Below are 4,548 nucleotides of genomic sequence, written 5' to 3'. Positions count from 1 at the left end.
GGTCGTAAAATCAAATGAGTTTCGTGCAACATTTGTTGAAGGAAACGGCGAGAGACCTCCTGAAGATGTAGGAGGAGAAGGGGGCTATGAGGAATATCTGCGAATTATGGCAGATGTAAACCATCCAGAACATGAGGACATGAAAGAATGGTCCGATAATCAAAAGGAAAGAAACAGAAGCAAGGAAAGGATTAACCATAGACTTAAACAAGTAATCAAAGGCTATCATTATTCGCATTTTTTGTGATTTGATTGATAAAAAAGGTAGTATCTTACTCACAAACCATTCTGTTTCGAGGAAAATTGCAATGCGTTCAAAAGAAGAAAGTATCCGTAATTATCAATTAAAGGATACATACTTTATTTAGCCAAAGGTCTTTACTGATTTGCCACACATGCCAAAATCACCTGCTTTCTAGTCAATAATCAAAAGTCTAGGAAACATAGACAAATAATGCTAATATGGTATTCTTTTGGTGTATTTAAATATACAAATGTTTGAGGATCAAGTGAAGAAGGTAGAAATGACAGAGGAAGTATTTAATGCTCTAGTATCAAACAGTAGATGGACCAGCAATTACAAAAAAAGGTACCGGTAGAGAAAAACATCTAAAAAATAAGGGTTTATTTTAAAATATCGAACACTCACAACTGTTGTTTAATCAACAATTTGTGAGTGTTTTTTTTAGGGAAAGGTGTACAGGAGGTACCCAGAAACGCGTTTGTCATAAAACATTCACAAATTTATGAAATTACCATGACCTTTTTCGTCCTTTTGCCATATATAAAGGGTGGAAGTATTAACAAGAAGAAGGGTAGTGTTGTGGATGGCTAGGTTTAGAAAAGTGAGCATGGATTTTTGGGTGGACCCGATTCATTCAGAGGAGATGACTCCAGATGACCGGCACTTTTATTTATATCTGTTAACAAATCAACGGACGAAACAAATTGGAATCTATAAAACTACGATAAAGCAAATCGCTTTTGATATGGGCTATCCCATCGATTTTATTCAAACATTAATGGAACGATTCATCCTGCTTCACCGGATGGTTCGTTATAATCCTGAAACAAGAGAGCTCGCGATAAAAAACTGGGCGGAATATAACTTTGATCGAGCCGGGAAACCCATGATGGATTGTATTTTTTCCGAATTAAAAGAGGTCCAAGATATCTCACTGATTCAATATGTTGCTGAGTCCATTCATAAACCAGAATTCCGCAAACTCTATGATTCTTTTTGTAACAAAAAAGAGAGTACCTCCAGCAAAGAAGTGAGTCATCATGAAGAAAATAATACATATCTAGCGCCTGTATGGGAAGAGAAAGACGAGACTTTTACGACTCGTCATACGATACGTGGACAAGAAGAAGAGAAAGAAGAAGAGAAAGAAAAAGAAGAAGAGAAAGAAAAACAACAAGAAGTTTTTCAAACCTTACTAGTAGGTAATCTAAATAATGAGCATCACTTGCAGGATAACCAAAAAATGATAGATGTTAAAGACATTATTGCATTTTGGGATCATAATGGATTTGGTTTTTCCAACGTGAATGCAAAAGAGCAGCTATTATCCTGGTTAGATGATTCTCGCTTTTTACAGCCGAAAGCCGTAATTTTAAAGGCATTGACGATTGCATGTACAAATAACAAGCGAAGGCTTAGTTATGTGATGGGGATTCTGAAAAATTGGGAAAACGAATCATTACTGACGGTAGAAGAAATTAATTCCTATCAAGAGAACCAAAAGCCTGCAGCGAATAATTGGAAAACAACGAAATCAGTTCCGAGCGGAAGAGATATTCCAAGTGGTTTTGACCTAGATATAACGGCAGGTGAAGATTGGTGAATCTAGCGGAAAAAACGTATTTAGGAAGCCTGATTAAGGCAGAGTACTTACTCAAGGATACCGTGATTCAGCCTGATCAACTGGAAAGTGTGCGGCATCAAGAATTAATGCGGAGAATGCTGGAATTAACCCGGGCAGGCAGGAATATTGATTTAATCTCCTTGGCATCGTTGCTTGACCTTGAGTTCTTTGGTGGAATGTCCTATCTTTCTGAACTGTTATCATACGCGAATCTTGAGAAATTCGAGACTACGGAGGAGCTCATTCTTTCTTCATGGAAGGAACGAGAAAAAAGGAATATCTTAACAGTGGCAGCAGTGAGCGATTGGGAGATTACGAAAATTACCACCGAATTGGATAAAATCAATGAATGTAAAATGAAGGATCATACCTCCTTAACACAGGCATTGGCAGATATGTATGAGGCACCTTGGGAAGACCCAATCGTTCAGAATACAGCCACAACAGGGATCCTAAAGCTCGATGTGATGACCGGGGGCTTTCAGAATGGGGAAGTAACCATTCTGGCAGCAAGACCCTCCATGGGAAAAACCGATGTTATGCTTCATTTTGCCAAAATGTCGGGCTGGGCCGGGTTTCTACCGCTGTTATTTTCTTTGGAAATGCCTGAAAAGCTGATTACCTCTCGACTCATTGCTTCGACGGGAAACTTTAACCGAAGGAAAATGCGAGATTTGAAAAGGATGCTGAATCAAGACCAAAAGAATTCCTGGTCTGATGTGTTAGGTCAACTAGCTGAAACCAGTATTCAAATCTTTGATGGAGCGGGGCAAACCATTGCCGAAATGAGAGCGAAAACGAGGAAAATGATCCACCAATTTCCATACAAGAAACCGGTCATTTTTATTGATTACTTAACATTGATCGCTTCAAGTCAAGTGTACGGAGGGAATTCCCATCAACAAGTAACGGAAATATCTAAATCTCTTAAAACAATGGCAAAGGATTTTGATTGCCCGGTAGTTTGTTTGGCACAGCTTAATCGATCGGTAGAATCAAGGGCAGATAAAAAGCCGATGATGTCTGATATTCGAGAATCAGGCAGTGTGGAACAGGATGCCGATGTCATTTTGTTCCTGTATCGTGAATCCTATTATGACAAGGAAACAAAAAATCCTTCTCTTGAGATCATTGTATCGAAAAACCGAAATGGTCCAGTGGGGTCAGCGTTTGTGGATTACAACGAGCATACAGGAAAAATCGAGGACCCAAAGGATAAAAACAGAGAATAGGGTGGTTAATGGTGTTAATAAAAGACGCTTACTTTGATTGTTTTCTATATGAAGACTCTTCATTGGCCCATTACATTCACCATTTACTAGAAGAGAAGAAAGTTTCTTTAGAGGATGACATTTCCAAATTGGATTTTGATCGAGCAAACCACCAGCAAGTGGCAGAAATGATTCGAACCAATGTATTAGGAATCAATAAGGTTCGAGTTTACTCATTAAAGATGAACCAGAGGGATTTTGTCTTTATCTTTGCCCTTAGTGAGGAAGAAGCCATTCAGTTGTATGAAAAAACATTCCATCACAAGCCGTTGAACTGTCATGAATCTTTACTAGATTTCGAGTTTTATAGAGGAAGGGAGGTGATCTCGTTTCGGGACATTAGGAAGGAATTCGGGTGTTTCCCTGCAATAGTGGGATATTTTTCACGAGGGAGGTGAATGGATAATGGGTATATTTTTAGAATTAAATCTGAATAGATCCAGGGCATAATCAAAAAGCATTTAGAAGAACAAGCACCAAAAGGATGTACGGTAAAAGTGACACTTCCTTGGCTAAAGCAAAAAGTTATCAGGAATCAATGAGCATGTCGTCTGAAGCGATAAGAGACCAATTAACCTCTGAGTACGGTGAAAAATTCACACAAGAAGAAGCCAATTACGCTATTGAGAATTTAGCTAAATAAAAAGGCAAAACACGCCCTCACCTTTTCTTTGGTAGAGGGCTATAAATTTAGTATTTATGCAGAGATCAATATGGACATCGACAAGAAATAAATCACAATTGGGCTTAAAAGTAAGTTTTTTATCATTACTTGGTAGTGTACAGACATTGTTGCTATGATTAATAAGACGATAGTCATATTTTTGATTGAACTTTAGAGGGTGAGATAAATGTTAATCCAATGTACGAAATCCTTGCTTGATCAGCTTGGAATAAAGAATAGTGAGTTGTATTTTCCAGAAGGACATGAGCAGTTCCCTAATAGCTTCATGGCATGGCATGTTAATTTTGTCACGATTGATAGAAAAAAAGCGATTGTTTTGATGAATAATGAAACAAGGTATTCAATCGTTATCTACAGACCAAGTAAAAAGGATTTTTCCAAAATAAATGAATTAATTTGTGAGGCAATCATTATGGCTTTACGAATGGAAGGTGTCCGTAAAGAAGTCATTAAAGTATATCTGGAAAAAGCGGGTGAAATGACATTTTCGAAAACGGCAAGTAGAAGTATTGTAGCAAAGATGAATAATGCAGTACGTGAAATTGAGTTTATGCAAGAATATTTAGATGAAAATTTAAGAATTCAACGATATATTAGCATTGTAACCGGTAGATTTATCCAGTTATCTGGAAACGATTCAGGGTTTTATCCGATTGAAAAAATGCTCGAATGTCTCAGCCTTATTTATGGACAGGATGATCATGAAGTTGTGGAGGATGTTCTT

The 4,548-nt window shown here is 37.6% G+C and carries 6 protein-coding genes; all 6 read left to right on the top strand.

Translation table 11 applies throughout. The features are described from left to right. Nucleotides 1-247: plasmid pRiA4b ORF-3 family protein (locus tag CHI06_RS26915; RefSeq protein WP_142301031.1), on the top strand; the 247-nt coding region annotated here is incomplete at its 5' end. Nucleotides 248-827: 580 nt separating this feature from the next. Beyond that, on the top strand, nt 828-1,847 hold the full coding sequence (locus CHI06_RS26910) for a DnaD domain-containing protein (RefSeq protein ID WP_257009474.1): 1,020 nt from the start codon (nt 828-830) through the stop codon (nt 1,845-1,847). Beyond that, nucleotides 1,844-3,100 (top strand): DnaB-like helicase C-terminal domain-containing protein, encoded by a 1,257-nt coding sequence (locus tag CHI06_RS26905; RefSeq protein WP_095251714.1) that lies wholly within the window; start codon nt 1,844-1,846, stop codon nt 3,098-3,100. The genes CHI06_RS26910 and CHI06_RS26905 overlap by 4 nt, the downstream gene beginning before the upstream one ends. A gap of 8 nt (nt 3,101-3,108) precedes the next feature. Beyond that, nucleotides 3,109-3,537 (top strand): hypothetical protein, encoded by a 429-nt coding sequence (locus CHI06_RS26900; protein WP_257009473.1) that lies wholly within the window; start codon nt 3,109-3,111, stop codon nt 3,535-3,537. 86 nt (nt 3,538-3,623) lie between these two features. Then, the gene (locus CHI06_RS26895) at nt 3,624-3,782 is read left to right on the top strand and encodes an Ltp family lipoprotein (RefSeq protein ID WP_218833126.1); all 159 of its coding nucleotides are present in this window, start codon (nt 3,624-3,626) and stop codon (nt 3,780-3,782) included. Nucleotides 3,783-3,990: 208 nt separating this feature from the next. Further along, nucleotides 3,991-4,548, top strand: a 558-nt coding sequence (locus CHI06_RS26890; protein WP_441296726.1) for a DUF6933 domain-containing protein, incomplete at its 3' end; no start/stop codon positions are given.

The sequence above is a fragment of the Bacillus sp. 7884-1 genome (genome assembly GCF_002272245.1).
In the GTDB taxonomy this organism is placed as follows: Bacteria; Bacillota; Bacilli; order Bacillales; family Cytobacillaceae; genus Neobacillus.
Note: the sequence above shows the minus strand (reverse complement) of the source record. Positions and strands in the feature narration are given on the sequence as shown.